The 23,657-nt window shown below is 35.5% G+C and carries 32 protein-coding genes; 1 reads left to right on the forward strand and 31 read right to left on the reverse strand.

Translation table 11 applies throughout. The features are described 5' to 3' along the window. Positions 1-44: 44 nt before the first annotated feature. From ACS8MM_RS01390 to ACS8MM_RS01405, 4 genes are all read right to left on the reverse strand, one after another. Positions 45-1,163 (reverse strand): pYEATS domain-containing protein, encoded by a 1,119-nt coding sequence (locus ACS8MM_RS01390; protein WP_379712259.1) that lies wholly within the window; start codon positions 1,161-1,163, stop codon positions 45-47. A gap of 231 nt (positions 1,164-1,394) precedes the next feature. Next, positions 1,395-1,988, reverse strand: coding sequence for a hypothetical protein (locus ACS8MM_RS01395; protein ID WP_379712261.1), 594 nt, complete (start codon positions 1,986-1,988; stop codon positions 1,395-1,397). A gap of 22 nt (positions 1,989-2,010) precedes the next feature. Further along, entirely contained in the window at positions 2,011-2,517 is a 507-nt protein-coding gene (locus ACS8MM_RS01400) for a hypothetical protein (protein WP_379712263.1), read from the reverse strand. 343 nt (positions 2,518-2,860) lie between these two features. Further along, complete coding sequence (locus ACS8MM_RS01405; RefSeq protein ID WP_379712265.1) at positions 2,861-3,238, reverse strand: DUF1398 family protein; 378 nt, start codon at positions 3,236-3,238, stop codon at positions 2,861-2,863. 535 nt (positions 3,239-3,773) lie between these two features. Here ACS8MM_RS01405 and ACS8MM_RS01410 point away from each other — a divergent pair. Next, positions 3,774-4,340, forward strand: a complete 567-nt coding sequence (locus ACS8MM_RS01410) for a DUF6642 family protein (RefSeq protein ID WP_379712267.1) — start codon at positions 3,774-3,776, stop codon at positions 4,338-4,340. A gap of 22 nt (positions 4,341-4,362) precedes the next feature. Here the strand turns inward: ACS8MM_RS01410 and ACS8MM_RS01415 are convergent, their stop codons facing one another. The 27 genes from ACS8MM_RS01415 to ACS8MM_RS01545 all read right to left on the reverse strand — a co-directional run bounded on the left by ACS8MM_RS01415 (position 4,363) and on the right by ACS8MM_RS01545 (position 23,635). Continuing rightward, complete coding sequence (locus ACS8MM_RS01415) at positions 4,363-5,145, reverse strand: fatty acid desaturase family protein (protein WP_379712269.1); 783 nt, start codon at positions 5,143-5,145, stop codon at positions 4,363-4,365. 65 nt (positions 5,146-5,210) lie between these two features. Beyond that, positions 5,211-5,804: a lysozyme inhibitor LprI family protein gene (locus ACS8MM_RS01420; RefSeq protein WP_379712271.1), complete on the reverse strand. Its 594-nt coding sequence runs from the start codon at positions 5,802-5,804 to the stop codon at positions 5,211-5,213. Positions 5,805-5,814: 10 nt separating this feature from the next. Continuing rightward, positions 5,815-6,468, reverse strand: a complete 654-nt coding sequence (locus tag ACS8MM_RS01425; RefSeq protein ID WP_379712273.1) for a hypothetical protein — start codon at positions 6,466-6,468, stop codon at positions 5,815-5,817. A gap of 55 nt (positions 6,469-6,523) precedes the next feature. Continuing rightward, a complete protein-coding gene (locus ACS8MM_RS01430; protein WP_379712275.1) occupies positions 6,524-7,237 on the reverse strand; it encodes a hypothetical protein in 714 nt (237 codons plus the stop codon). 33 nt (positions 7,238-7,270) lie between these two features. Then, on the reverse strand, positions 7,271-7,399 hold the full coding sequence (locus ACS8MM_RS01435) for a hypothetical protein (protein ID WP_379712277.1): 129 nt from the start codon (positions 7,397-7,399) through the stop codon (positions 7,271-7,273). 133 nt (positions 7,400-7,532) lie between these two features. After that, entirely contained in the window at positions 7,533-7,892 is a 360-nt protein-coding gene (locus ACS8MM_RS01440; protein ID WP_379712279.1) for a bleomycin resistance protein, read from the reverse strand. Positions 7,893-7,982: 90 nt separating this feature from the next. After that, entirely contained in the window at positions 7,983-8,426 is a 444-nt protein-coding gene (locus ACS8MM_RS01445; RefSeq protein WP_379712281.1) for a hypothetical protein, read from the reverse strand. Positions 8,427-8,512: 86 nt separating this feature from the next. Next, on the reverse strand, positions 8,513-8,995 hold the full coding sequence (locus tag ACS8MM_RS01450; RefSeq protein WP_379712283.1) for a YdeI/OmpD-associated family protein: 483 nt from the start codon (positions 8,993-8,995) through the stop codon (positions 8,513-8,515). A 102-nt stretch (positions 8,996-9,097) separates the two neighbouring features. After that, on the reverse strand, positions 9,098-9,769 hold the full coding sequence (locus tag ACS8MM_RS01455; RefSeq protein WP_379712285.1) for a hypothetical protein: 672 nt from the start codon (positions 9,767-9,769) through the stop codon (positions 9,098-9,100). Positions 9,770-9,898: 129 nt separating this feature from the next. Then, positions 9,899-10,549: a hypothetical protein gene (locus ACS8MM_RS01460; protein WP_379712286.1), complete on the reverse strand. Its 651-nt coding sequence runs from the start codon at positions 10,547-10,549 to the stop codon at positions 9,899-9,901. Between the two features lie 11 nt (positions 10,550-10,560). Continuing rightward, positions 10,561-10,962, reverse strand: coding sequence for a hypothetical protein (locus ACS8MM_RS01465; RefSeq protein WP_379712287.1), 402 nt, complete (start codon positions 10,960-10,962; stop codon positions 10,561-10,563). A gap of 15 nt (positions 10,963-10,977) precedes the next feature. Then, entirely contained in the window at positions 10,978-11,655 is a 678-nt protein-coding gene (gene lepB / locus ACS8MM_RS01470) for a signal peptidase I (protein ID WP_379712289.1), read from the reverse strand. Positions 11,656-12,083: 428 nt separating this feature from the next. After that, a complete protein-coding gene (locus ACS8MM_RS01475; protein ID WP_379712291.1) occupies positions 12,084-12,551 on the reverse strand; it encodes a DUF4348 domain-containing protein in 468 nt (155 codons plus the stop codon). Positions 12,552-12,556: 5 nt separating this feature from the next. Continuing rightward, on the reverse strand, positions 12,557-13,273 hold the full coding sequence (locus ACS8MM_RS01480; protein WP_379712293.1) for an XAC2610-related protein: 717 nt from the start codon (positions 13,271-13,273) through the stop codon (positions 12,557-12,559). Positions 13,274-13,297: 24 nt separating this feature from the next. Then, positions 13,298-13,837, reverse strand: a complete 540-nt coding sequence (locus tag ACS8MM_RS01485; protein ID WP_379712295.1) for a hypothetical protein — start codon at positions 13,835-13,837, stop codon at positions 13,298-13,300. A gap of 6 nt (positions 13,838-13,843) precedes the next feature. Then, positions 13,844-14,518 (reverse strand): hypothetical protein, encoded by a 675-nt coding sequence (locus tag ACS8MM_RS01490; protein ID WP_379712297.1) that lies wholly within the window; start codon positions 14,516-14,518, stop codon positions 13,844-13,846. A gap of 122 nt (positions 14,519-14,640) precedes the next feature. Then, a complete protein-coding gene (locus ACS8MM_RS01495; RefSeq protein ID WP_379712299.1) occupies positions 14,641-15,549 on the reverse strand; it encodes a tetratricopeptide repeat protein in 909 nt (302 codons plus the stop codon). A 68-nt stretch (positions 15,550-15,617) separates the two neighbouring features. Beyond that, positions 15,618-16,034 (reverse strand): VOC family protein, encoded by a 417-nt coding sequence (locus ACS8MM_RS01500; protein ID WP_379712301.1) that lies wholly within the window; start codon positions 16,032-16,034, stop codon positions 15,618-15,620. Between the two features lie 116 nt (positions 16,035-16,150). Beyond that, positions 16,151-16,678 carry an RBBP9/YdeN family alpha/beta hydrolase gene (locus tag ACS8MM_RS01505; protein WP_379712303.1) on the reverse strand — a complete coding sequence of 176 codons (528 nt, stop codon included), beginning with the start codon at positions 16,676-16,678 and terminating at the stop codon, positions 16,151-16,153. Positions 16,679-16,711: 33 nt separating this feature from the next. Next, positions 16,712-17,209, reverse strand: a complete 498-nt coding sequence (locus ACS8MM_RS01510; protein ID WP_379712305.1) for a hypothetical protein — start codon at positions 17,207-17,209, stop codon at positions 16,712-16,714. Continuing rightward, the gene (locus ACS8MM_RS01515) at positions 17,196-17,954 is read right to left on the reverse strand and encodes a hypothetical protein (protein ID WP_379712307.1); all 759 of its coding nucleotides are present in this window, start codon (positions 17,952-17,954) and stop codon (positions 17,196-17,198) included. Before ACS8MM_RS01515 ends, ACS8MM_RS01510 begins: the two co-directional genes overlap by 14 nt. A 59-nt stretch (positions 17,955-18,013) precedes the next feature. Beyond that, complete coding sequence (locus ACS8MM_RS01520; RefSeq protein WP_379712309.1) at positions 18,014-18,472, reverse strand: GNAT family N-acetyltransferase; 459 nt, start codon at positions 18,470-18,472, stop codon at positions 18,014-18,016. A gap of 73 nt (positions 18,473-18,545) precedes the next feature. Continuing rightward, positions 18,546-19,181, reverse strand: coding sequence for a hypothetical protein (locus ACS8MM_RS01525; RefSeq protein WP_379712311.1), 636 nt, complete (start codon positions 19,179-19,181; stop codon positions 18,546-18,548). A 54-nt stretch (positions 19,182-19,235) separates the two neighbouring features. Next, on the reverse strand, positions 19,236-19,751 hold the full coding sequence (locus ACS8MM_RS01530; protein WP_379712313.1) for a DUF1801 domain-containing protein: 516 nt from the start codon (positions 19,749-19,751) through the stop codon (positions 19,236-19,238). Positions 19,752-19,773: 22 nt separating this feature from the next. Continuing rightward, positions 19,774-21,306, reverse strand: coding sequence for a hypothetical protein (locus ACS8MM_RS01535; protein ID WP_379712315.1), 1,533 nt, complete (start codon positions 21,304-21,306; stop codon positions 19,774-19,776). A gap of 13 nt (positions 21,307-21,319) precedes the next feature. Then, positions 21,320-22,441, reverse strand: coding sequence for a hypothetical protein (locus ACS8MM_RS01540; RefSeq protein WP_379712317.1), 1,122 nt, complete (start codon positions 22,439-22,441; stop codon positions 21,320-21,322). A 276-nt stretch (positions 22,442-22,717) separates the two neighbouring features. Then, the gene (locus tag ACS8MM_RS01545; RefSeq protein WP_379712319.1) at positions 22,718-23,635 is read right to left on the reverse strand and encodes a hypothetical protein; all 918 of its coding nucleotides are present in this window, start codon (positions 23,633-23,635) and stop codon (positions 22,718-22,720) included. Positions 23,636-23,657 lie beyond the last annotated feature (22 nt).

Genomic DNA, 23,657 nt, shown 5'->3' on the forward strand with positions numbered 1-23,657 from the left:
TTTGTATTTTAACTTTGGATTTAAGCCATTTGGTGGTTTTCTAACTACCAATAAAATTCATCGGGAAACCCTTTTACCTCATTGAGGTTCAGTTCCAGTTCGGTACCATCTTCCAATCGGGCACCCACTACAAATGCTTCCCAAGCACTGATACTCAATTCAGCTTTATTGTTTTTGGCTATGGCAAACACAATTTCATTGGGAAACGTATCATGAAGGAAGAAGGCTACATCACCTTGTAACGGTTGGGTTGCATCGGCAGAATAAACAGATAGGTGAATTCTGCACAAACCTTCAAACGATTCAGAGGGTTGGTAACTAGCTTCTAACACCTTGTTTTGCACGATTGATTTTCCGCCCCATCTGCCGAGTTGTAAATCATCGGAGTCTATTATTTTTTTGGATTTGTACAATCGTTTGGTTTCTTCCCGGAACGTCGTGTTGGGCTCATATCCTTCGTTATTTTCTAAGGTTTTTAGTTCGCTACTTTCAAGTGTGGTCACTAGGTTGTTAAGGTTGGTTTCATTGGCCATTTTTTGAACCGTGGTTTTCAAGGAGTAATTTTTTTCATCGATTACTTTATTTTTGGTTTCCAATTCCTCATTCTTGTCCAGCAATTCTTTGTTGCGTTTGCTCATTTCCAAAATATCGGAAAGACTCGTTCTACACCACAAATACAGTAAGCCGGAACCGGAAAGAAAATAAAAAACGATGAGCGCATAGGAAAAAACATAAAAGTTGAAATGACTTCCCGGGTTAAGACTGTCGGCCATAGATTGCGCGCTTTCCGATAACCAAGACATTACAGTACGGAATTTGATGAATGAAATTCCCACGATAATTTTAGTAATCCAATCAGATATTTCTTCCAGATTGGTGTTGTCTGAATAGTTTTTCACAGCAGTGGTCGTACCATTGTCCGATTTGGCAATTACTTTTTCTGATTTTGGAATACCGAATAGGAAACCAATTGCGCCACCTCCAGAAAAACTGGCCACAGCAACCATAAGTAAGGTTAATACTCCGGTTATTCGATTTTCACTTTTAAAGAATAAAAATCCGGTACAAATAACCAGAGTTATGATAATTACAGTGTAAATCAGTAATCGGAAGAAGGCTTGTATATCCTGAAATCCAAAAAAGGTTGATGGTAATTTTGACATGACCTAATGTGTTTTTAAGGTATAAAGTTACATTGGTTCTACTGTCTGAATGGTAGTGAAAACACCTCTTTTAGATAGTGTTTTTCCTCTTACGAAATGAGGTTTTCCCGTAGGTTATATTGTAAAATAGGATTATATTGTGATAAGAGATAATTCTGTGGAGATAAGCATAAAAAAAAGCCAAAGAGATTTACTTCTCTTTGACTTTGTATTTTTTGAGTGATGGGAATTTTATCGTTTGAATTTTGATTTTCGAAAGGAGTCCATCATCTGTTTTCCTTTCGATTCATCGATATAAATCATGTTAACCGATAGGTCTTTGTTGCCAAAAAGGCGGTTAAACATGATGATTTTCATAGTCATATTGTTGGGTAATTCAACCTCCACAGCAAAAGTATGAAAATCCAATCCGTCTATTTTTTCTGTTGATTCTTTCTTTGTGATTTTTGCGCCAGGCATCTGACTTTTAAAAGTGTTATACATCACATCATTTACCGCTTTGCACGATTCGATGTAGTCGCCTTCTTGTGACGGATCAAAAGACTGATAATTGGCTTCAAAATAATGCGCTTTATCATTCTTAAAGACAAAAAGACTTTTTACCTGAGCGGTAATGGTAACTCCGGTTGTGCTCTCAAGAGCATCTTTACCTTTTTGCTCAATTCTGGCCTTTTCTTCTTCGCTCATGGCTTCAAAGCCTTCCGGAATCGATATGGTCCAGTTCAAGTCTTTGTTAAAAATTTCCCTTTCCTTGGCACCTTGTGCATTGGCTCCAATGACTAGTAAGGTTAGAAAGGTTACTATAAGCGATAGTTTTCTTTTCATGGTGTTTGTATAATGTTACTTTTTATCGTTGTATCCTTTTTTCGAGAGGAATATTCACGATACCACAGCCGTCTACCAACCAGGTATCGTTAACGTTTTTCATTTTTAAGTTGAGTTTTAACTCATTGGAATGTTTTCCTCTAAGGGTGATATAACCTGTTTTGGAATCGGTAGATACCACTTCAAATCCTTCTTCCGGATTTTCTTGAGCATCAAAAATAGGATTGAATTTAAGACCTGATTCGGGATTCTTTTGCAATGATTCAGTAATAAGATGCGTTAACGAATCTCTAAATTCTGGAGTGACCAAAGCGTTGGCACTAACCCATTGCAAGGTTTGGGCTTCATCCATGGAAGTGTAAACTTTAGCATATTCATTGACGAAGGCCAAAGCGGTAGTTCCACCGGAAGAACTCATCAATACCGTTTTGGTATCGGGGAGTTGTGGACTTTTCTCATCCAGATCAGAGGCAAATTGGCAGCCAATCGTGAGAAAACCAAGTGTTAAACAAAGTAGTGTTCTTTTCATTAGATTTAGGTTAAGATATTGTTTTTTACTTGTTTGGGGACAAGAGTGACAAATGTAACTAAAAGAAAGTTAATGCAAAATAGTGCGAATGAATAAGTTTAGTATTTCAATTGCTTTTTGGTGGCTTCTTAAAGCTTAGATGTCAGAGATTTACAGAATGGCGATAGTTTTCCGAGGGTATTTAACCATCAATTGCAAAAGTACGAGCTAAAATTATGTACTCTTTTTCTTAATTTTTCTTTTTAGAATCGAAAAATAAACCATTTATAGTACAGAATTCATTTACAAAAAATGCTTGCTTTCGGATGCGTTAGTACAAAGTATAGCTTGACGAATACTTTTTTTAAGGAATGGATTCGGCATAATGCCCATTTTTTCCAATGTAGGTTACTCTTCTGTTAGTACCATGTAATGTTGCTTCATAAAAATAGACTCCAGCAGCAGCAATAGCATCCATAAAACCGGGATAATCCGATTTGCCTTGTTGATTGTCTCTAATAGCCTGAATGGTCAACGCTTCACTAAACAGCGATACAATGCTACGTGTAGGAATGTTTTCTTGGTGCAGGTTTGTTTCGCCATCTGCAAACCGATAGAGTATTGACCCAGTGGCTGTATCAACGGTATACGAGTTTACTCCGATACGGTTTAGTCTTAGTGCTAAATCAGGGTAGCTATCGGCCTCTTTATAACAGTTTTTAATCTGTTCGTTTCTGTCCATAATATTTGTTTTTAGTAAATATAGATACGAAATGCAATCGGCTGTATTAAGTTGCCGCAATATAGTTGGTAACAAACCCCAAAAGCAACAACCCACAACCTGTTGCGCAACAAAGAAGTACCTCTCTTTGTACTAAGTTCCATACAGGCTCATTTTTTACTACTTTATAAAGTACAATTCCAATTACACCAAGAATTGAAAAAAGGAGCGCGTAAAAGGAGAAAAAAATGGAAAAAAAGTTAAAGGAATAATTGGCTGAAGTACTGGTCATCAAAGTTAAAAGAGAAGCTATTAGCAAGCTGGCTATCGCAAGTGATAATAGTATTCTAAAGAAAAAACGGAAACCATCAAATGTTTTTCCAGTGCTATTTGTTTCCTCCATTTTTATCGATTTGATACGTGTAAAAGTACTAAAAACAAAGAAGAATTGGTGTCAAATATGATAGCTTCTTACAGTTAAAAATGTCAATTTTAGTTACGCTGATGCATTTGGTTGGAATTTCAAAGCTTAGTATCTTTATTGAAAAATTTCCCCATGTCACAGTATCAAGACCACTCCAAACTCTTTTGCCTCGAAGGTGTAAACGATGTAACCGTCAATCGAGAAAGCCCTATTGTCCCTTTTTTAGAAGGTTTAGCCCTGCAGCACGATATTACCAATATTTATAAAACCTGTGATAGCATAGAGGGAGTGGAAGAAAGTTTGAATGCTTTGCTGTATGAAGATCGCAATTTTAGGGATTATACCATTATTTATCTGGTTTTTGCAGGTAGGGATAATGCCATAGTTTTGGACAATTATTATTATACCTTAGAAGAAATTGCTGAAGTTTTTGAAGGAAAACTCAAAGGGAAAATTCTTCATTTTGCCAATACGAAACTTTTGGATTTGGATGAAGAACAAGCACAGTTTTTTTTGGATGTAACGGGAGCTAAAGCAGTTTCAGGCTACCGAAAATCGGTGCCGGTTTTAAGTACAGTCATTGATCATCAGTTTTTCAGATTGTGTCAGGAGTATGATGATGTAGTGACCATTGTGGAAGAATTATACGAAAACCACTATGCTTTATGTAAAACGATGGGCTTTACCTTGTATTATTAGTTTCTACAGTCGTGTTAGACTTTTAAAACGTTTGTTTTTTCTCAATTTCCGGTAAAGCGGCATCAATCCTCTCGGCAAGTTCTGGAAGTTTGATCGTGGGAACAGCAGGAAATAGATGGTGTTCCAGATGATAAAACATGCTAAATGTAAGTTTGTTTTTCCAAAAACCTCTTTGTGTTCTGGCTAATTCAGGGCTGTCGTGGGTATCATGATGAACGGTCCAAACCGCAAAGAATGCCATCAAAAATTCTCCAACGAACATGACGATCATGTGATACATCAAAAAGTCAATTTGGAAATACACTACTAAACCTATCAAAACAAAGATGGAAAGAAGTTCCAACAGCACATTTCGTTTGTAGTTTTTATTGCCAAGTTGTAAGGTTACTTTATGTATTAGGAACATATGCACAGGGCCATATAAAATGGCGCCATACCAAGTCATAGCAGCCGATTTTCCTTCGTAATCTTCTTCACCAAGACAATATTTATGGTGTCTGATATGATTGAATTTTACCGCATGAATGGATACCATCATGAGAAGACTATTGAGGTAGAGAGACAACCAGGTAAGGAACTTCGAGGTGCCTAGTGAATTATGAAAACCGTTGTGTACTTGACGAAGTGCAGTCAGGAAGAAAAATCCTGAGAAGGGTAGTGCTATTAGGTAATAGCCGTAATAGGCTAATGACAGTGAAATAACAAACCAAGGAATAGTTAGGTTGTTTTCAATCAGCATTTCCTTTAGGGTTAAGTTTTTTAGGTCTTTCCATTCCACTTTTCGTAGTATTTCCTGATGCGTCATGTGATGTTTCGTTTTGGGTAAAATTGCGATTCAAATTTCTTTAAAAAAGCTAGATTTTCTATTTGTTACTCTTCCGATTCTTTTTTTTCTACAATCGAATTGTAATGCGAAAATAACTGTTCGGTTCTTGTTTTGATTAGGTCAAAATAATTGCCAAGGGTAATGTTGGATTGAAGGGTTCCTCCCGAATTGTATTGGGGATTTTGCATAATTTCCTGGAATATTTTTTCACTAGTGCTGTAGTCCTGCCACTTCTTTTGAGCAGTTTCCAAGGCTGCTTTATCCGTGTCATTTACTGCATTTTTCAACAGTAGATAATACTTGTCCATTAGTTTTTGGTAAGCCTCTGTCATTTCCAACATCGCGTTATTCATACCTTCGGTGGAAGGATCGTATTCTTGTCTTTTTTGGTTCTTCAGATGAATGGCAAAGGTATCTTTGGCAAATTGGATTTCTTCCTTTGTGAGGTATTCTTTATCCAGTTGTTGCGCAAACTCCACAACCTCTTTTTGTACTTCTTGTACAATTTGGTCATTCCTTGAAACGCTATACATTTTAGCCGTTTCGGAGGTTGATGCTTTAATTTGAGCTTCTTTTCCATTTTTGGTACAACGTAATAGAAAAAAACAAACAAAACCAAGGCAAATGACTTTTTTCATTGGAACAGAGTTAATACCAAAAGACAATTTTAAAAAACAATACTAAAAGAAATACAATGCAACCTAAAAAGAAAATGTTTTTTCCATGCATTCGGTCCATTTCTTGGTAGGAATTCACTTTTGTACCGTCCGGTAATGTCTTTTTTGATTGCCATAAAGCATACCCGATCGGAATTGCAATAAGTCCGCTAAGTACAGCAAGTATATAACCCGCAATTATCCATGGTTTTTGACCGGTTTCCGGTTTTGCCAATAATTCCAATCTCGTTTTTTTCAAGCCTTCCAGCAAATCGGTGTCGATGGATTTTCCTCTTTGAGTCAGAATTTTTTGTGCCAAAGCATAGTCAAATTCGCTCCATTCGTCAGATTTGAGTAGCACTTCGTACAATTCTTCATTTGTAAAACCAAACAAATAATGATCCTCAGTAACCTGTTCAATTTCATGTTTAGCCAATTCATCTACGAGTTGGTTTGCTCTTTCAAAATCGGAAGGATGGATCTTAACTTCGTATTGGTGCTGCACGGTATTGCCCGAAAAGGTCGCATCCAAAGGGGAAATGTTATCCGCAAGCTGTGATGCAATAGTATTTTGTTCCAATAAAACAATCAGTTCCTGTGCTTGTTCTAGGGTTGGATATTTTCTAAAAACAGAATAGTTTTCCATGTAATGGTAAAGATTGGGAAAGGTTTATCTTTTCAAAGATACAAAAGAGTAATCGTTACTCGGTAGTAGCGATATAAATCTCGTGTTTGTATTTTGGAGTTGTAATTTTGATTTCTTTGACTCTGCGTTCTTTTAATGTGATTTTTATTCCCTTTTTATAAAGTGTTTCATTTTCGCTCTTGAAAGCTTCCTGGGTCGTATTTTCTTCTTCACAATTTTCGTATTCCATTTCTACGATCATTTTTCCACTCAGTAAATTAAAGTCAACGTTTTTCCAATATTCACAAATTTTGCCTGCGGTACTGGTGTACCCAATCAATAGAAACTCTCCGTCCTGATAGCGGTATTTGTCGGTTTGGCTCCATTTCCAGCTACTTCCACCACTCTGACTGATAAGTAGCACGCCGTTTTCAATTTTCATTTCTTCGAACGGATCGCCCATCATTCCACCATCACGACTACCGAATAAGGCTTGATTGGATTTTTGCCAAAGCACCCATTGTTTGTCTTTTTTCTTATAAATACGAAGTTCTCGAGGGACACCTTCAAAAACGGCTTCATTTTCTTCGGTTGGTTCTTTTACTTCGTTCGGAACTTCTTTTTCCACTTTTTGAATGTCAAAGACCATGACCAATTCATTGATGCCGTCTTTGTCCAAATCGCCCGATATCTTTTCGATAAGTGCAAAATTTTTAGGAACGTGAATTTGTTGTGAGAAAGCGGTTCCCAAAGGGAATACTAAGTAGAGTAAGAGTACTGCTTTTTTCATACAGTAAGTAAAAGCATTGATTTTAAAATTGAATTATTTTTTGGTTTCATTTTCTTTTTTCTTTTTCCAAATGAGAATATCCGATTGGGCTTTCTTCCCATATTTTTGAGAATAGCCGAAACCGATGATAATTACCACCAGAAATAGGAAATACTGTGTCATTTTTTCTTTTGATTGAAAGGTTTTTTCACATTAGTTGGTAGTGCAAAAATAATCAAAAGTGTTTGATTTGATGGTCATCTGATAAAAAGAGAAGCTATTCACCGAAGGAAATTTTCCAATTTCACTTTTTTTATCACGAAATCGTTTGACCAAACGTCAGTAAGTTGTTGTCGGGGTCCAACAAAGAAAACTCTCGTTGTCTCCAAGGTTTGTTTTCTAAATGACCGGCGGGATGTATTCGTACCTTGTTGTCCAACAAAGTTTGATACCACGTATCAATGTCATGAATACGGATATACACCTGACCGTAATTTTCTTTGGGTTCCAGTTCTTTGAACTCGAAAAAATGAATTTGAATGTTGTCTTTCTCAACCATTAAGTAGCCATCATAGTCCGAATCGCCAAATTCTTTGAATCCCAATTGATTCAAATAGAACGCTTTGGTGATGGCTTTATTTCGCATCGGTAATTTTGGATGAATGGCTGTTAGCATGGTAAAGCAATTAAGATATTTTCAAGTACATCCAAATTTACAAAAAAGAGAAGGCAAAAAAAAGCCGAAATCATGTTTCGGCTTTTCTATTTATTCGGTTTTCAAGATAATGTTTCTTCCGTCGGCTGAAAGTAAATTCAATTTGGTTTTGGTGATTTCCAAAAGAGTATATTTTTTATCCGGTTTTCCTTCGGCTTTCGTGGTTAACTCTTTTCCGTCTGCACTCAATGACCACGTTCCAGCAACTTCTCCATTCACATCATTGCGAAGCATGGAACCGTCACTTTTGTATTCTACACGAATTCCTGATATTTGCTCTAATACCATAGTTAATGTGCTCTCTTTTGTTGCTTCATCTGCTCCCATAAATTGCGGGTTTGTAGCCAACATAGTTTTGATTACCGGTTTCATCGCTTCTTTATCAATAAACCATTTGTTTACGATTAAGTTTTTGGATTCTGCCATTTGTGCTGTTGCAGTATTGAATGCAAAAGCAAACAAAAATACGGCAACAAGTTTTTGAATTAGTTTCATGATTGATTTTTTAATTGTTTGCAGTAAGACGAGCAAAAGAGGCTTTTGTTACAATTGATTTAGAATAAAAATTAATAGGAAATCCTTTAGGGTCCATCCCGTCCTATAAATCTTCCATGCCCTAGTAAAAAAGCAATGGCTTTTTTTACATTGTTATCGATGCTTTCTTCTGTTTTCAATGCAGCAATATACCGAACGATTTCTTTTTGTCTGGAAGGTATCAACGCGTTGAACACAGCGAACGCCTCAGGATTTTCATGTAATGCAGTTGTTAATTTAGGGTGGGGCGCAATGGTTCTTTCCGACGGATCGTAAGCAACAGTCATTTGGATGTTTTCCCCAATGCGTTGAGGCGAATCTTTGAGCATAGAGGTATTAATGTAAAGTCGCCATTCGCCTTTAAAAAACATCAAATTTTGTTGGTAAACAACGCCATTTACTGTGCCGTGAATCGGAATAGGACTTTTATTTTTACCCGCTTGTTCAAAAAGGGCAGCAAGAATTTCTTCTGGAACAAAAACAAAAGGATTGATGCCTATTCGTTCAATAGTGGCGGTAAATGGAAACATAGTTTAGCGGTATAGATGTTACCAAATATACAAAACAAATTGTGTCATCATTTCTTCGAATTGTGATTGAGAAACCCTTTACATGAGGGCAAACTAAAACGACTAGTTTAGACTTTTGCCATGCTCCGGACAAAAATCCCAGTTGCCTTTCATTTCTTCTTGATCAATAGGGCAATGTTTGATTGGAAGAACACTAGCAAATGGTAATTTCCATTTCAAAGTAGTCGAGTTCCAATGTAAACTAAAATTGTTTTTTTTGGAGATATCTAAACCGTCTTTGCCGTAAGTCTCGGGCATTTTAAAAACAATGATTTGCATACCTTCCCCAAATTGTCCTAACATTTTGGCTAACATGGGTTCAAGATCGGTGACTATTTTTCTTGTTAAATACGACATATCTTCGTTTTTAAGCGGAAAATGCTTTTTGTTGGAAGAATCCGTAAGTATCATAGTTTCCGAAATTTCACTTTTGGATTTAAATTTAAATAAAGGGAGAGTACTGCCAACTGTATAATCTACAACTGCAAAAATCAAATAATCTTTAGTGCCATTGGTAAGATGATCAACAACATTTGGCGTAAATTTCATTTGTTCACCAATGATTTGCCAAATTTGAGAAGGATACCATATTGCTATTTGTTTCGAAGGTAGTTCACCACCATTTTTGCTACACTCGATAATTAAATCAGATGTATTGATATTCTTAAGATTCTGTGCATTTACTCCTAATGAGAACAATAAAAGTGCAATTAAAAATGAGAAATGTAAGCGCATAAACGTGTAGAGGATAGATAAAAAGAACTTTGGGTTCTTGACTAAAATTAATTAATGGTGCAAAGATACTTTTTTCAATATATTTTCAATCTTTTTTTGAATTGTATTGATGTTGAAAGTATGTTTATTTTATTCCTTCAGAAGTGCTTCCAATTCTTGGTTTTTCGTTTTCAGAAGTCCGGTAGTTTTACTGTTCTCATGAATACTACGTTCTCTTCCTTTCCCCATTTTAATGCCTACGATTTCCGATTCCATTTCCACATAGTCAAGAAACAATAGAAATGCTTTTTCCTGCAAAGCTTTGGCTGCTTTATAATCAGGTATACTTTGTAGTATTGAGGGATCGTTATTTTTTTCAGCAATTTGAACGAACATATTTTGCTCGGTAATTTCAGGATCATATTGTGCCAAAATTTTTCGAGTCAATAGATCAAACTTTTTTCTTTCGATACACGCTTCGATACTGGAGCAAAAACTTATTTCTAAAGTGGTTTGCGCGGTATCACAGTTGCAAGTCGCATTTTGAGCATATCGCACCACTAAAGGCTCTAAAGTAACAATGTCATTGGCACATTCACCCAAATCATTCATCGAAATTTTACTAGCGTTATCTTCCTTTTTCTCAGCTGTTTTAGTGTTATCAGGAGCTGTTGAACTAGCCGCAGATGTTGGGACCACTTTTTCTATTTTTGAAGAAGTGTACTTTGTAGCGGCATACCATCCGATGGCAGTTCCAATCAGCAAACTTGTCAGAATAAGGATAGCGATTCTATATTTCATTTGGGTTTAATTTATATATAAGCAATGATCCGATAGTATTCATCAGTTCGGTGAGTATGAAATTCTCCAGACTTTTGGACCAATTGCGTTAGTTTTAGTATGTTTTCTGAATTTTCACTGGATATAGGAAAACAAATCCATTCTATTTCTTTGTATAATGTCCAACCGGGTGCAATCGGATTAGTAATCATGGCTTCCATGGCATTTTCATAGAAATCAAAATTAAACTGTTCCTCTCCGTTAATCATCAATTGCCTGATTTTGTCATCATAAATCAGTTTGACATCACAACGCGCTATACATTGAGCATTGTCTACCAATAAACGAATGAGCTTCAGCCATTTTGAATTGTTCATGAAGCTAGCCGTATAATTGGTCTGTATGATTTTATCAACTTTAGGATCCGGAATCATTTTATTTTCATCTACTTATTTAGCAATTACGACTCCCAAGATATTCGATGCATCAATGCAACCAATATATCTTGAATCTTCCGAATTATCTCGGTTATCACCCAAAACAAATAGTTTTCCTTGAGGAATTTTCAACGGACCGAAGTTGTCTTTGTTCCAATTCTGTTTGAAAACCGAAGCAATAGTTTTATCGACTTTTCCTTTCGGTTCAATTATTCGATCCGCTATTCCGTATTTTTGAGCAACTGCATCTGCTAACGTTGCATTCATCGTGTTGAACCCAATCGATTCAACCCTATTCTCATCAGGGATGTTTTCCTCTTGACGGATTTTTTCATAATCCCGAACCGTTGTTTGGTATAAATGCAGTAAAGTATAGGCTGTATCGGTATTGATTCCGTTCAAATACAACACACCATTTTTGATTTCTATAGTATCATTTTCCATACCGCAAAGTCTATGAATTCGACTGTGTTTGCCTAAGTAGGGATCTTCATGAGAGTAGGCAATAAAATCGCCATTTTTGGGAGTTACCAGGTTAGACACGAAGAATTTGGAACCTATTTTGAGATTGGGTTCGTTGGCCATCGTTGAATTGTTGTACATTTTGAAAATTCCAAAGAAGGAAGTAATACTATACAATGTGAATATAACTCCTGCTACTATAAGTACTTTTTTAACTATTGGATTCATTGTGAATTGGGTGATTATGTACTGCAAACATAAGTAATCAAAAACATCTTTTAAGATTCTAAAAGCGTATCTATTTTAGGATTTGGGATAATTGGGAATAGTTTTGTCTGTATCACTACCGTAATGAATTGAATCTCGTTCAGACATAGGTTGAAAATAACGAAAGCACTCACTTTTTCAACTGTAATTTAGTATTGAAATTTAAATTTTTAGGTGTGGCAAAATTTAATATTAAAAAAAGCAGCCACGAAAATTGTGACAAATTTTTCAATTAATTTTTTTTTGCCACGTGAAAAGTAGTGGCAGAATTTTATTTTTATTTTTTTTGCCACACACTAAAGCAATTGAAAAATACTTACTTATAAAAGAAGTAAGGTTGATAGGGTTTTCTTAAAAATTGGATGCCCAATTAAAGTGTAGTGAATTTTTTAGGTAGATTGATCGTTCCAAGTTTTCAAATGCCATTTTCCGTTTTTCTTTTCAAAAATGATATCCGTAAGAATTCCATTGTCAATACCACGAATCTCAATGACTGCGGTATCTTTTGCCTCTTTTATTTTTTGAGTATATCGATCCAATTCTCGGGTTTGTGCCTCTTTGGGATACGTAAAATCCATTGTGGTATAGTTCCCTTTACTGATTGTTTCTTGTATAGGTTCAAAGTCATCGTTAAGGGTCGTGATTTTTAGCGGAAATACGATACGGCTCATTTGGAATACACTATCTTGATTGAATTTTTTTAGAAAATCATCAAAATTTTCATTGATGTTAGTTGCAACTACTGTTGTTTCTTTTAGTTTAGGCACCGTACTATCGATAGTTTCATTTCGACAACCGAAACAAATTGTAAGAAGTAATAGAAGAGGAGTAAAAGCCTTTTTTTTAAAATTAGTCATGGTGCTTATCTTTTGTTCTTTTCCTGTTGCAGTATTTTCTTTATTGTTTTTTGGTAGTCCAATTCCGGATTTTTGGGATTGCCTTCTTCATCTTGACCCCAATACACTATGTCGTCAAACTCTTTGATGCTGTCTCCTTGAATTTTGTAGAAACCGGTCCAATCTCTTCCTGACATCACCGAGCTGTCGATTAAATTATACTCAGGTAAATTTTTAGGGTTTTTGATTTCTTCAAATCCTTTTATTTTCTTCAGTTTGTCTTTTTTCAAATCGACCAAGTACAAATAATAGGTCAGATTGCTTCGTACATCGGAGTCGTTCTCAATGAGAATGTCTTTTACACCATCATTATTGAAATCCTTGAATTGGATTTCGTTAAATCGTCGGAAAATAGAATCTCTATATATTTCTAGGTAGTTGCCGTTTTGTAACTTACTAAGTATAAAAACCGAGTTGTTCACGGTTTCATCGTCTCCTTTATCATCGTATTTTCGTAGTACTATTTTGAAACCTTCGTTGGGATAAAACGTATCGCAAATAATTTCGGTAGTACCTTCAGTATACTCATCTTTTGAAGGTATTGTAGTGGTCACTTTTTTTATATCTGCTTTGATCGCTTCAATTTGTTTTCGTTGTTTTTCTTTTTCTTGAGATGTGTTCTTGTTTTGACAGCTCAATACAAGTGTAATCATAGCAAACGAATACAGAAAATAGATTTTCATAAGTACATTGAAATTGGTAAGCGTTTAGGATTTAGAAATTTGAACAATTTTTTGAGTCACTTCCTGAATTCTGTTCAACCAGTAATTTTTAGCATCCTCATTTGAAATAGCGCCTGTTTTAGGGTGCAACTCAGCAGGAATTTGGCCGATATAATACCCGTGTTTACTGTATTCTCTATCCAATTCACTTTTGGTTAAAGGTTCAGTTCGATTTCTCCAAAAAGAGAGTTGTTGGTTGTATTCTTCTAGAATTTCCTTCAAATAAAGTAGGAGCATTTCATTGTCTTTTGGGATATAGCCTGGTCCGGTACAACCACAGGAATGAAAGGTAATCCCAACAGTATAGAGCGCTTTTATGTGGTTCCATGCTTTACCATCTTCCTTTTTCGGTGATTCGAAAGCCAGTCCCATGTTAGCCATGAGTCCGCTACATTCAGGGCATTTGGCTTCTTTGGATGTTTTGGAGTCACGCTGTACATCACCCAATAGCCTGCGTTTAAATGTCTTTTGACAAGAAAAGCAGGCATAATGAGGTTTGTAGGGATACATGGCATACCAGCACATGAAATGTTATAGTTTATTGTAAAGTGTAAAACCTAAATAGACGTTGTCTTCCGTAGTGGTCCAAATCTGTAATCCGTCTTTGTTTTTATCATAAATACCGTATTTGTATTTATCGCCTTTCATACTGAAATTTTTTCTTGTTTCGTTATTGCTTTCAATGAAAATTAATTCGAATTCGTTATTGTCTTTCGGTACGAAAGTCAGTTTTGAAGTAGTACCATCAGCAAACGTTTCGGTCCATGAGTTTTTGGTTACGACAACACTTACAGTAGTTCCATCATACTCTTTGTAGTAAAATTGGCCTCCTTTAGCAAATGAAGTAAAGTCTTTTTTTGCAATTTTTGAAATGGGTTTCTCCGTTAATTTAACCCAATCACTTTTGTTTTCTTCCAGAACACCAAGTAATTCAGTAAAAGCGGTACAATTTTTTTGCAGTCTATAGAAAATTCGAGTGCTTATCGAATCGGCTTCTGCCTGAGTAGAGACGTTGATTTTTTGAAAGTATTCCACCAAGTGTTTTTGGAAAGTAGCTTCAATTTTCTTTTCTCCGGAAAGATCACTTTGTTTGGAGAGTGTATTGCACATTTCAACACTCAACGAATCAATTTCTTTGATGTTTTGAGCAGAAATCGTAGAGTTGCCAATAAAAATAGTGAGGCATAAGAAGAAAAGTTGTTTCATAAATACATTTTGTTTTAGTGCAATTGACTAGATTATTGTATTGCAGGATTGGGGATTATTTTTGCTAAAGATACTAGTTTTGATGAGATGTGCATTGACAAAAAAAGATTTCCACTGGTTTTTTAGTTGCAATGTCTTTGAATGAGTTCTTTTGGGTCATCTATATTGTATATGGCTTTCCATTTTTTTTGGTATTGATAGCCTTTTTGGAGAGCAATATTCCAAAATTCACAGGCTTTTTCTGTATTACCAAGTTCAAAATACGAATTGGCCATATTGTTATACGAATATTTGTCCGTGTCAAAATTTTCATCGAAGGATTGCCCCAGATTAATTTGTAACGCTTTTTCAAAATCGGCTATAGCTCCTTGGTAGTCTTTTGTATAATACTTACAAAGCCCTCGATTGTTATACGATAATTTATCTTGATCATCCAATGCAATTCCTTTGTTAAAATCAGCAATAGCTCCATAATACAAACCTTTTCTAAGTTTGACTGAACCGCGATTAATATAGGCACTGGTAGATTTAGGGTTCAATTGAATCGCTATGTCGTAGGCTTTAATCGAAAGGTCTAATTTACCCCATTTATCGTACAATAAGCCAAAATTGACCATTAGCGTAGCATTGTTGTCTAGTTCATACGACTTCCTATAGTTTTTTTCCGCTAATTCGAATCGCTCCGTATTTTCGTAAGCAATACCGAGTCCCATCCAAGCTAGAGCGTTGGTAGAGTCAATTTGAACTGCTACATTTAAATTTTCTATTGCGATATCGTATTTTTTCAAGTGGATATAGCAAGTACCTTTAACCCGATGGTATTTTGATACTTTAGGATTTCGTTTAATGGCTTTATTAGAAAAATCCAAAGCTTTGAGGGCTAGTTCTTCGGATAAGGAATTGTGCGTGGTATTGTTCAGAATTTCAAACGCTTCTTCATAGTAGAGTTCCGCTTTTTTATCGCCTTTTTTTTCTTTTTCTTGTCCATAACATAGTGCGGCAAAGAATACGAAAAGATAGAGGTGTTTCATCAGTAGGTTTATTAATTGTTGTAATACTATTGTTCAGGGAAGAGTGGGTATTGATTCGACTTTAACAGTTAATACGTCGGTTCCCAAAGTTCTATTTTATTTCCGTCAGCATCCAAAATATGAATGAATTTACCATAGTCATAGGTTGCTATTTCATCAACAATGGTTACTCCGTTGTTTCTTAAATTCTCAACCAATGCCTCAATGTGTTGCACACGATAATTGATCATGAATTCTTTTTTGGAGGGCGCAAAATAATCGCTTCCGTTTTTAAACGGAGACCACTGTAATGCTTCAACTATTTCTGTGTTTTCGATATTTCTCGATTCAAAAGTGGATCCCCAATCGTTGACATTCAATCCTAAATTTTGGGCATACCAATCTCGGGTTGCTTTTGGGTTGTCGGAGAAAAAGAAAATACCGCCAATTCCGGTTACTTTTGGAGTGGCATCTTTTGACGAAATACTTTTTTTTGATTCTTCCATAGTGTTTTGTGTATGATTAAATGAATCTTCACTGAGATTCTAGCTTCATTTATGATAAATGTAGCATTTTTTACAATGTTTACTATAGGGTATAAAAACCTTATAAGTATTTTTTATCAACCTATCGTCCTCAAAATTGCCAATCCTTCTTCCCAATTCGTGTGTCCAGAAGCTGCGTTGATGTGCCCGGCATTGCCGATAGTAATGAATTCGCTTCCCCAGTTTTCAGCAAAAAATTGGGCTCTTTCCAAGGAAACCCAAATATCATCTGCGCTAGCCACCACAATTGAAGGGAATGATAATTTTTGCAGCGGAATTGGAGCAAAGCCAGTTGCAGGAAAAGTATAGTGAGGTGCCTCTAAATCACTTGGAGCGACAAGCAAAGCGCCTTTGATTTGTTTTTGATATTTTACTGCCCAATGCGCAATAGCCGAACAACCCAAACTATGTCCAATTAACACCACATTGGATGCATCAAAGGCAGCCACTTTTTGGTCAATAGTGGTAATCCAGGATTCGCAGGAAGGAGCATCCCATTCTTCTTGTTCTATTCGGTGAAAATTATCGCCTGAATTTTCAAAATAGGTTTGCCAGTGTTCCGGTCCGGAATTTCCAAGTCCGGGTACAATTAAATAGGTTGTCATTGGTCAATACATTTGATGTTGTAAATAACGGTATTATTCTTGAAATTCCATTCCGAAAATGCTTTTGGGCAATCCGTTATTGAGATTGATTTGTTGTGTCTTTTTTCCGCATTCTGTGTCATTGGTTTGGTGAACAATTAGAAAACCGTTTTGCAGTTGTGTTGGCAGTGAACAGTAGTCCAAGATGTAGTAATTTCCAACGTATTGATTTTTAGTATTGAAAATCAATATTCTGTGTGTGGAACGGCACGACATACCCCAAGTCCATACCGAAGTAATTACTTTATAAACGATTCCCTTTTTGGTTTTTACATTTCCAAGATAGGTGAGTTGCGTTTCATTTTTGGTTTTGCCGTCGCATTCCCCAAAAGTATAAGTTTTTCCAATATTGCTTTTCCCTACTACCATTGCAATGTTGTCTTTCTCTGTTTGTGCAACTACTTGTAATGTCAGGAAAAGTAGGAGTAAAGTGGTTTTATAGTTCATGAAATAAGCAGATGTATAATTGTCTTCTTTTTTAACCTTCTTCATTCATTTCAAATTCGTTAAAATCTTTAATTTGGGTCAATTTGTAAAGTTGAGCACTTTTGATTTTGGTCGTGGTAGTTTCAAAAATTTCATCTCCGCCTTCACTTTCGTCATTCGTATTTACTTTGGTCACTTTCTTTTTGGTTAAAAAATTAATGCTCGTTTCAGCATTTACAATTGGGCCATTGTTTTCGCTTTGGTCGTAACCAATCAGTTCAAAATCCGAATTTTGGTAACGGAACGTATATTTCCAGTAGCCATATCTTCCGTGTGCATAATGGATGTATAAATTTCCTTTCTCAATACTGACCATCAAATCGGGAGCGAAATAAATACCACCGTCCTCGTTTTCAGAAGAAAAGCAGTTGTAATTTTTTACGGCCAATTCATAACCCTTATTCCGATTTAGCAAAATAATTATACCTCTTCGGTTTCGGTCAAGTTTACCTCGGTATTCATCAGTAACGAATTTGGATTGGTCAGTACCCTTTATAATTAACACGCAATCTTTTACACCATCTTTGTTTACATCGCCCAAAATTTTTTCAAAAAGGACAAACCCTTTAGGGATGAAATCAGTTGGATTCTGTTTGTATTCTGTTGTGGTACTGATGGTATCACGTTTCGTTGCTTCTTGGGTAGGAGGTTCAGGCATCGTTTGTGTTGTCGCTTCAGCTTTGGTTTCCTTACAAGCAGTAGTCATAAGAAACAATAGAGCAGCACCAATAAAAAAAGTATATCGTATCATATTTGTAATGTTGTTTAACGGAGGGGTTCGATTAAGTATAGTTTGTTTAGTAATTATTTCTATAATTCAGTGTTGTTTGTATACACAGTCGGATTGAATAATTCCATATACAATTCGGGTTTTGGGAGTTTTTGAAAACCGTATTTTTCATAGAGCCAATCGGCTGTGGAAGTTAATAAAATCCAACGTCGTAACCCTTGTAAATTGGGATGTGTCATGACTACATCCATTAGTTTTTTGGAAAGACCTTGGCCACGATATGAATCCAAAATATATATATCTCCCAAGTAGGCAATCGTGGAATAATCGGAAATTACTCTGGCAAAACCAATTTGTTTTCCCTGATGAAACAACCCAAAATTGAGGGAGTGATCTATTGAAGTTTTAACTCTTTCCAATGGAATATGATTGCTCCAACCGGAATGATTGGATAAAAAATCATGTATGGCAATAAGATCGAGTTTGGTTTTATCGGTAGTGATAACGAATTCTTCAAATTGATGTGTTACAATTTCCATGTTATAGTGTTTCGTTTTGGTCGTTTATGCAATAACGCTGTTTGCGTGGTTTAGTTGTGCCATTCATGTTCCTTTATAGATTCAAAAATCCACTTCGGAAGTAGATTCGCATTGTGCTTCGGTACTTTTTTCTTAAAGGTGTTTGGTTTTTGGAATAGGCACCGCTGATCCCATAATAGGAATCGCTTTTAAATTCTACGTAACCGTAAATGATTTGTTTTTTTGTGCTGTCTGGAATTTCAGAGAGTATGATTTTGGTTTCGGTACAAGGTACTTCCAAACGATCAATCAGATCACTTTTTTCATCGTAGGCATAGGTAGGAAAGTCATCAGAACTTAGCATGTGGTAAAGATGGGCCTGATTGTTTTCGATGGCAATATGAAACCCGGCACTACCAAAAAGACCAAATGCACCATCAATGCCTAGTTTTCCGTCTTTCCAGAAATAAAAGGATTTGAAAAGCATTTTTTTGGACACATCAGTATTTGAGAAACTCAGAGTATCATTCTCATAGAGTTCACCCAAAACAGCATTTTCGTAAATCTGCATTACTGATTTCATTGCCTCAAATTCTTCCGAATCTTTTATATGGATTTCGACCTTTTCTTTTACCGTTGGATCAATGGTTAATCCCCCAATTTCTAATGGATTGCTCGTTTGTGAAAAAACGGTCCAAGTAGATAAACAAAGCAATAGGTATTTAATCATAGTAGTGGTAAGTAATAATTGGGGAGTAATTACAATTCATTGGGAAGTGCAGTTTTAGGCTGTAGTATCAAATCCATAACGAATCGCTGCTTCGAGTACGGTGCTATTGATGTCCTTCAGTGTTTTGAACTTAATACAATAGCCCGTTACACTTGCTTTGCCTAGCTCTTTACCATAGGTTTCGCTCAAATACTTTTTATCATCAATACCCAGGATATATATTGAAATGCCGGTTTGGTTGGCACTGATTCCAACTTGATAGAACGTTTTGGTTTTTCCGTCGGCATAATGAATCGTTCGGATGCCATAGCCAATATTCGGATTGGAAACTATTTTATTCTCACTGTTCTTACCATCGAAAAACCAAAGCGTAGCATTAGGCATCAATTGAAGAATGCGCTGATGAAGTTCCTGCATTTCACTGCGTTTCGGTTCAGGTTGAGAGGCGATATAGTCTTGGATTTGCTCTTCTGTTGTCATACGGTGGGTTGATAAAGTAAAGATAATGGATTTTACGATTTCAACACGACAAATGCTGTTTGAAGTTATCGATTGAAATGCTATGAGCATAACGGTAAATTTCTTAGGTGTTTTAATCGTCGAAGTATTCTTTACCGCTACTGTCGAGCCATCCCTTTACTCCGTTGGGTAATTCAAAACGCGCAAAATTGCCTTGAAAATCGCCGAGTGTTTTGTAACGGAATTGGTTTTGCAACGGATATACCATATACAAGTTGTTCTTTTTTAATTGGTAAAAAGGAGGAATATACCGAATTGACTGCAAATTTTGATAATTCGCTAGCTCGTTATTCGTAAAAAATTCATTTTTATAGTCGAGGTTGAGAAAATGGTTCAAATAATTCATGCCATAGGTGCCGTCTTTTTTTAAATAGGTAACAATTGAGTCGTAGAATGGAATTGGATTACTATTTTCAGTTGAATTTGAGGCAGACGAAGTTGGTCTGTACTTTTTTGACGTTACCAAAGTATCCAAGGCTTTAGTATTGATATACATTGCTTGAATATCGGAGGTGTTAATCAAAGGAATTGTGTCAGTCACCGTCGCTTCATTTTCTGAAGAAAAAAAAGGCAGATTCTTTATGGTAAGTTGATGATTCTTTTTTGATTTCGTGAACGACAGTTCATAGTAATAGTCTTTTGAAGTTGCTTCGTACAAATGAGTAAAAGTGTAATTCTTTGCTTTTTTTAACTCCTTTCCAGTCCAATCAATTAATTTAAGATGGTTGTTCTCGATGAGTTGAATGCTTCCGAGATTTATTTTTCCGCTTTTAACTGGAGTTGAATTTAACTTCTGCAAGGCTAAATTGTAGAAATCAATCGATTTTTGAGAATAGCCAATGATTATTTTTCCTAAAGTGATAGAGTCATACTTTTTGGAAATTAGAATTGCATTGTCTTTGTTTTTCAGTAGCACTTTTTTATCGGATAAAGTATCGATTTTGAAATACTCTTCTTGAAGTTCATAAAAAGCATGATTGGAAAAGTTATAAATTTCCAGATTGGTTAATGCGATTTTTTCAGCCTTTAATTGGGGAACATAATCACTATGCAATCCGAACAAGTTGATTTTGTTCTTAGCGGGTATTAGGTATAATTTTTCATGCGCATACGTGTAGATTATCTTCTTTTTGCCGAAGTGTAACAACAAATAAGGTAGGAATTCTTCACATCGGGTATGTATTTGTTTCTTTTCGGTATCATGTTCTTCTGAAAAGAGAGCGAAGTAATTCGGGTTGAAGAGGCAAAACTTATAGAGCGTATAGTTGCTTTCGGTTGTATCTTCTTCAGAATAGATAAATTGCTTTTTTCGAAGTGCATCATAATTAAAATTGCCATCGATTTCGTTATAAGAAATGGATTCCTTTTTTTGAGCAAATTGAATCGCATCCTCTTGTGTTATAGGATGTAAAACCGACTTCAATTTAAGCTGTTGCAATGTATAATCGACGTCAATTTGGAGTTGGAAGTACGCATTGTTTTTTTTAAGAATTATTCCTTTAGAGGGATGAATGTACTGTAAATCACCATCAGTAACTTCATACTTTTTTTGCGCAAATGAGATGAAAGAAAAACTAAAAAATAGGAGATAGACGAAAGGTTTCATATCCAATAGGAAATCAAAGAGGTTTGAAGTTATAATTGAGTTGTTGGTTTACATCGTTTATCGCTCGATTATAATGTTCGCTGGGAAAATAGAGTTTACCTACTTCGGATTGAATCGTTTTGGTTATGATTTTAGCGTTTTTACTATCAGAGATGTAACATGCAATTTTTGAAGCCATTTCACGGTTGTTAAATACCGCTTTCTCCTCAAATTCTACATACACAGGTTGGTCGTTTTCAAAATAGAAAGTCGTAAACCAACCACCACCGTTTGTAAAATATTGATTATAAATGATTTTTTCGATTTTCTTTTTCTTTCGATATACCGTAATCGTATTGTTTTCAGAGGATGTTCTATTTGGAATATAGGTCTCTTTAAGAATTGTGGTTTTAAGGTTCGTATCCTTGTCAATTGCAGTAACCAATGTGTTTGTTTTTGTTATCAAATGATCATCAAACAATGCTATTCGTTTGTGTTGAATATCATAAATGACATATTTAAAATCATTTCCCACTTGTACTAAATAGATTCTCTGATTTTGGTAGGCAGCAGGTTTGTAGTGTAAAATGGCATAATGGTTAATTTGGTTTTCTGCCAAACAGTTAGAAATGAATTGGGTTTCGTCTTGTAACTGTATCGTTATTGGCATCCAATTCAAAAGATTTTCATAGTTGCGCAATTCGTTCTCCTTTTCGGTAAGCAAATTTCGGTACAGCACATTTTTTTTGTCTTGCTCAAGATCACCTGTACTTTTCACTAAAATGAAATTAGAATCTTTTTGATAATAGTAAAAGTTGCCAAGGTCTTTGTTAATTAAGGTTTCCGCTCCCTCGTATTTCTTTTCTTGAAAAAAATGGATGTAGTTTTCGTCTATAATGCTGTATTTTCCTTGAGTTCTAGGCGGATTACGGTCCAATCCGCAACCTGGTATACGGTAACTGTAAAACGTACCGTCTGGGTTTAAAGTAAGGCTATGACCAAACTGAAAACCTTTGCTGGGTGGTTGTAACGTGTATTCTTCTTGTTGGTTCTCCGAATCGATTAAATTAGTACTAATCCACTTTCCTACAAGTTGCTGTGCTTGTAAATTTTGAAGCAAAACCAATGCGATGGTAAGTAGTTGTAGTTTATACATTGTTTTATTTTTATTTACTTAGAGATGAAAAACAATACAAAGGTTGGAATGGAAGCCAAATTTTTGAAAAAACAAATGAATTTAGTAAGGCATTCGTACTTCCTGATTGGTTTACGATTATCCATTCCTTGGCAAAAAAGAAAGGGTTTCAACTCTAAGTTTTGACTATTGCATCCGAAGATACTTAGTTTTTTATTATTATTTCATCAAAGAAAGGAAATAATAGCCATTGTAAAGTCTTTTTGAGGTTATTATTTATCCTGTTACGGTTTCGTTTTATTCAATTCCGATTTTGTTTTCTGAGCAATCAATATACAAACTGTTGTTTAGGAAGATTTTGTTTCCCAGCATACCTGTCATACCTGAAAATTGCATCATTGCATATTGAATAGGAGAGTAACCTTCCACATAAGTGACATTCTTTAAGGATATTTCGCTTTTGTGAAAATGTATTTTTTGGTTACTGTTTGCGGTAAATGTAGACAAAATTTTATTCCATGATTTCGATTTTTCAATTGTGATTTTTGAATTTTTTAGCTTCAAATTCTCCCAAACTTCTTTATTGGTTATTAATTCAAAGGCACTTGTTCCCGAATCAAATAAAAAATTACTTTGTTTACCTTGTACTTCTCCTTCAATAATTAGTCTCCTTTTTTTGAATGTAAAATCAGTTAGTTTGTTTTGAAATGTAGCAGGTACTTTGGTTAAATTGAGAACCATATAGTTTTCTTTAAAATTGAGCAGTGTTTTTCGTTGGTCCAATACATCAGTTCCCAAAGTACCAATTATGTTTAGCGCTTCCACAGTTTTTTTGATGTCATTTCCTTGATTGTAAATGCTGAATTGATCGGATGAGATTTTAGTTTTTCCAATACAAAAGGAGGCTTTTGCAACAGTTCCCTTGGTTGTGATAGAAGGAAGGTTTTGTATGGATTGTGAGTATAAAATAGTATACGGCGAACCGGTGTCAAATTGCAGATAGTAGGTCGCAGTATCTTTTTCAAAATGTATGGGAAGTAATAGCGCATTCTTTTTCGTTCCTTCCCAAATCAAAGGGACAATGCCACTTTCATTTTCAACGGTTAAATAATTTTCTTTGGGAGTAAATTTTCGGTCAAAATAAAGAGCGCCACCTATTGCGGCTACACCACTAATTGCCAAAAAGGCAAATACAATTTTTCGTATAATTTTCATTGGATTATTTTTTTACAAATTT

This window comes from Flavobacterium sp. MAHUQ-57 (assembly GCF_051908335.1).
Classification (GTDB): domain Bacteria; phylum Bacteroidota; class Bacteroidia; order Flavobacteriales; family Flavobacteriaceae; genus Flavobacterium.